A 4,671-nucleotide genomic window follows, 5' to 3' on the forward strand; every position below is an offset into this window, starting at 1 on the left:
GCATCATCTTCCACCCGCGTGTGGACATCGAAGCCATCGGTCAGATCAGCGCGGTCGAGAAGCCCAGCTATCTCGTGTCCTCGCCCACAGGGTTCGCGATGATGCTGCAGTCGCCGTCCGGCATGGCCAGACGACTTGGGTCCACCAAGCTGATCGTGTTCGGAGGCGCGGTCACCGCCGAGAGTACGCTGGAGAAGTTCGCCCGGCCGGACCTGATCCTCTCCAACGTCTACGGCCAGACCGAAACCTGCGGAATCATCACCCGCACAGCGCCGGGGGCGTCGCTGTCAGTGATGGCCGAGACCATCGGCGAGGTGCTGCCCGGCGGGGAACTGCGGATCGCCGATCCGGCGACCGGTCAGGCGTCGGCTGTCGGCGAGACTGGCGAGATCCAGGTGCGCGGGCCCTACATCATGAGCGGTTATTTCCGGAATCCGGAGGCGACAGCCGCCGCATTCACTGCCGACGGATTCCTGCGGACGGGCGACTTGGGGGTGCTTCGTGAAGACAGCAATGTGATCTTTGCCGGCCGCCTGAAAGAGATGTTCAAGTCCGGAGGCTACAATGTCTATCCGGTGGAGGTTGAGCAGGCGATCTGCGAGCATCCGGCTGCAAATCTCGCCGCCGTGGTGGCGGTTCCACATCCGACGTTCCAGGAAGTCGGGCATGCCTTCGTCGAGCTGGCGCCGGGCGCCGAAACGACGCCGGAAGCTATCATTGCGTTCCTCCGGGAGCGCATCGCCAACTACAAGATCCCAAAAGCCATTACGCTGGAGCGAGACCTTCCAAAGCTCCCCAATGGCAAGATCGACAAGCTGGCCCTCAAGGCGCGCGCCGGGGTCAGCGCCTAGGGGCCACGCCCCGCCGGATCAGTGACATGTAGGCCCTGTGGCGGCGGCGCCATAGCTCACGGTCATAGCCGGATTTGCCCAGCGCGCGTTTGATGTAGGGGTCGAACACCATGGTGCCGATCTCCATGTACATCCAGAGGAACGGCAGCCACAGGCGGTCCACGTCCGGGGCGATCTGGCCATCGACGTCCATCCGGGTCACGGAGTTCTGCACAAATCCGTAGAAGCGCTGGAAGAGTGTGTAGCCCCACTCGCTCTCCTCCAGCAGCGCGCGACGAAAATAGGCGACAATTGTCGGCCAGTCCGCCTCGTGGCGCTCGATCCATTGGTCGATGATCGTGGCGTGGTCTTCCGCGGTCTTGATCTGCTGAGGCGCGACACCTGTGATCGCGTCCTCGAACTGGCCGATGAAATAGACGTCCACGGCCTCCCGCAGGCCGTCCTTTGAGCCGAAATGGTGGTTGATCAACCCAACCGAGACGCCTGAGGCGGCGGCGATATCGCGCACCGTAACGCTGTCGAAGCCTCGTTCGGCGAACAGCACGAACGCCTCGCGGATCAACCGTTCTCGACCGTCTTGGCTTACTTGATTTACCGCCGCCACATTATCCCCCAGGCCCGGATTCCGCGCCGCACCATCGAAGGTTCGGCCGCCCTCCGCAAGGGCCGCCTGGATTGCAAGCGCCGCGAGACTGAACTATTGTTCAGGCAAATTTGGAGTTTGGCTATACATGCGTGAAGCTGTCATCGTTTCCACCGCGCGCACGGGCATGGGCAAGTCCCTGAAGGGTCGCCTCAACGCCACCCATCCGATCACTTATGCCGGTCACGCCCTGGCCCACGCCATCGCCCGGGCTGGCATCGCGCCGGGAGAGGTCGAGGACGTCGTCCTGGGTTCAGGACACCCCGAAGGCGCCACCGGCTACGACATCGCGCGCACTGCGGCGTTGAAGGCAGGTTGTCCGGTCACGACCTCGGGATTGACGGTGAACCGCTTCTGCTCGTCAGGCCTGCAGGCCGTTGCAGTCGCCGCAGGACGGATCCGCAATGAGGACGCTCCCATCGTCGCGGCCGGAGGCGTGGAGTCGATCTCCCTTGTCCAGCTCGGCGGTCACATGAACCGTCATCATCTGACAGAGCCAGGTCTGATGGCCGCAAAGCCCGAGGTCTGGATGTCGATGATCGAGACGGCCGAGGTGGTTGCGGACCGCTACGGCGTCACCCGCGAGGCACAGGACGCCTACTCCCTGGAATCCCAGCGACGCACAGCGCAAGCTCAGGCTGACGGCCTATTCGCCGATGAGATTGTGCCCCTGGCCGTCAAGATGGCGGTGGCTGACAAGGCGTCAGGGCAGGTCAGTATGGTCGACGCCGTGCTCGATCGCGATGAATGCAATCGGCCGGAAACCACAGCCGAGGGACTGGCGTCGCTGAAGCCGGTCTTGAGCGGTGGCATGCGCTACGCAGCTGGCCAGACGGTGACCGCCGGCAACGCCAGCCAACAGTCCGACGGCGCGGCCGCACTGATCCTGATGGAAGCCGGCGAGGCAGCGCGCCGCGACCTGAGACCCCTTGGCGCTTTCCGTGGCTTCGCCGTCGCCGGCTGTGAGCCCGATGAGATGGGCATCGGGCCCGTGTTTGCTGTGCCACGTCTGCTCGAACGTCACGGCCTCAAGGTCCAGGACATCGACCTGTGGGAGTTGAACGAAGCCTTCGCCTCTCAGTGTCTCTACAGCCGCGACAAGCTGGGCATTGATCCCGCCAAGTACAATGTCAACGGCGGCGCCATCGCCGTCGGCCATCCCTACGGCATGACCGGCGCGCGCTGCGTCGGCCACATCCTGCTCGAGGGGCGGCGGCGCAGGGCCAAGTGGGGCGTGGTGACGATGTGCGTCGGGTCCGGCATGGGCGCCGCTGGCCTGATCGAGATCTATTCCTAGTCGGACAAAGCGAGACGGAGAGCTTGTGATGGGCGTGTTGGCCGGGCGTGTAGTGCTGGTGACCGGCGGCGGAAACGGGATCGGACGCGCCTGTGCGCTGGCCGCCGCCCACGCCGGCGCCCGCGTGGTTGTGAACGACCTCGGGGGTTCCGTGGCCGGCGGCGACGAGGGCTCGGCCGGACCCGCTCAGGCCGTGGTCGATGAGATCCGCGCCGCCGGAGGCGAGGCGGTGGCGAACTCCCATAGCGTCTCTGAGATGGACGCCGTACGCGGCATGGTCGCCCAAGCGCTGGAAGTGTTTGGCGGCCTGCATGCGGTGATCAATCCGGCCGGCATCCTGCGCGACGGCATGTTCCACAAGACCTCGGACGCCGACTGGGATGCGGTGATCGCGGTCCATCTGCGCGGCGCCTACAACGTGGCGCGGGCGACCGTTGAGCACTTCAGGGCCCAGGGAGACGGCGCCTATGTGTTGTTCACCTCGACCTCTGGCCTGATCGGCAGCATCGGCCAGGCCAACTACGCCGCTGCAAAGCTTGGCGTGATGGGCCTGTCGCGAGTGCTCGCCATGGAAGGCGCGGCCAAGGGAGTCCGCTCCAACATTATCGCGCCATGGGCGTGGACCCGGATGATCGACACCATCCCAATCCGCGACGAGGCCCAGCTTGCCCGCGTCGAGCGCATTCGCAACGCCATGCGGCCGGATCAGGTGGCCCAGCTGGCTGTGGCGCTGGCCGCACCAGCGGCGTCCGGCGTCAACGGCCAGATCTTCGGCGCACGCGGCAATGAAGTGATCCTGTTCAGCCAGCCCCGTCCGATCCGGACGGTGGCCCGCCTGGAGGGATGGACGCCGGAAACCCTGATCGACCAGGGGTTCCCGGCCTTCTCAGGAGACCTCTACGGTCTGGAGTCCACGGCGCAGGTGTTTCCCACCGACCCAATCTGACCTCAACTACGCGGCGTCCAGCCAGGCCAGACCCTGGCTGATCGCCACAGCGCCCGAGGCGGTCTGGACCTCAAAACGGACCTGGCCCTCCTCTGGGCCCGGTGCGTGGCGGATGAAGATGTCCTCACCGGGGATCACCATGCCTGAGAAGCGGCCGGTGATGCGGCGCAGGCGCGAGGCGTCGGTCCCGGCGTGACGGCGCAGGATCGTCAGCCCCGCCAGCGCCCAAGTGGCCGTGCCGTGCAGGATAATGTCGGGCAGGCCGGCGGCCAGCGCCACACGCCGCTCGGTGTGGATCGGATTCCAGATGTCGGCGCACTCGGAATAGACATGTGGCATCTCGCGGGGGATGTGCAGCCGTTCGACGACCGCATCCTCGCCCGGCCGCGAAATCCTAGGCGTCGGGGGCGGTTCTTCGAGGGTTGCCGGCGGGCCGGACAGGGCGACATCGCGATAGATCGAACTGGTCCAGGTCGTCGTCACCAGCTCTCCGCTCCCCTGCAACCGGGTCTCGAGTCGACACACAGTAAGGACGCCGGCGCGGATCGCCGTAGCTGACACCAGGTGACCTTCTGTGGCGAGGCGGTCCCCCGGGCGCATGGGCCGGTGGAAGGTGGAATCCTGGATCGCGTGCACGCCCCGCCGCGCCTCTTCCGGAGACAGGGTGTCGTCCAACATGTGCCGCAAGGACAGGACAACCGGCCACTCTGGAGACACGCACTGGAAGGGCAGCGCCACAAGTCCATCCGCCCGCGCATCGTCGAGGAAAGCCGGCTCCGAAGCGCTGAGCCCCGCCGCGTAGGCCAGAATGCAGCGAGGGGTCAGGGTGCTCTCGAGCGGCGCCAGGCGCAGGCCGACGCGTTCGGTCGGAAATGGCATGATTGTTCTCGCGCAGATAGAAAGGCCTCAAAGCGTCTTAGCTGAACAACCGTTT

Annotated in this window: 5 protein-coding genes; 3 read left to right on the forward strand and 2 right to left on the reverse strand. The window is 65.7% G+C overall.

Features of this window, described 5'->3' with window-relative positions; all coding sequences use genetic code 11:
* Positions 1–851: class I adenylate-forming enzyme family protein (locus ACIQ3R_RS15440; RefSeq protein ID WP_397419748.1), on the forward strand; the 851-nt coding region annotated here is incomplete at its 5' end.
* On the opposite strand, the gene ACIQ3R_RS15445 is transcribed toward ACIQ3R_RS15440, so the two are convergent.
* Positions 841–1,413 carry a TetR/AcrR family transcriptional regulator gene (locus ACIQ3R_RS15445; protein ID WP_397419749.1) on the reverse strand — a complete coding sequence of 191 codons (573 nt, stop codon included), beginning with the start codon at positions 1,411–1,413 and terminating at the stop codon, positions 841–843. The genes ACIQ3R_RS15440 and ACIQ3R_RS15445 overlap by 11 nt on opposite strands.
* A gap of 169 nt (positions 1,414–1,582) precedes the next feature.
* Between ACIQ3R_RS15445 and ACIQ3R_RS15450 the strand changes: the two genes are divergently transcribed.
* Positions 1,583–2,791: an acetyl-CoA C-acyltransferase gene (locus tag ACIQ3R_RS15450; RefSeq protein WP_397419750.1), complete on the forward strand. Its 1,209-nt coding sequence runs from the start codon at positions 1,583–1,585 to the stop codon at positions 2,789–2,791.
* A 28-nt stretch (positions 2,792–2,819) separates the two neighbouring features.
* Positions 2,820–3,737: an SDR family oxidoreductase gene (locus tag ACIQ3R_RS15455; protein ID WP_397419751.1), complete on the forward strand. Its 918-nt coding sequence runs from the start codon at positions 2,820–2,822 to the stop codon at positions 3,735–3,737.
* 6 nt (positions 3,738–3,743) lie between these two features.
* Here the strand turns inward: ACIQ3R_RS15455 and ACIQ3R_RS15460 are convergent, their stop codons facing one another.
* Entirely contained in the window at positions 3,744–4,616 is an 873-nt protein-coding gene (locus ACIQ3R_RS15460; protein ID WP_397419752.1) for a MaoC/PaaZ C-terminal domain-containing protein, read from the reverse strand.
* Positions 4,617–4,671: the final 55 nt, after the last annotated feature.

Origin of the sequence: Phenylobacterium sp. (assembly GCF_044371015.1) — a bacterium.
In the GTDB taxonomy this organism is placed as follows: domain Bacteria; phylum Pseudomonadota; class Alphaproteobacteria; order Caulobacterales; family Caulobacteraceae; genus Phenylobacterium.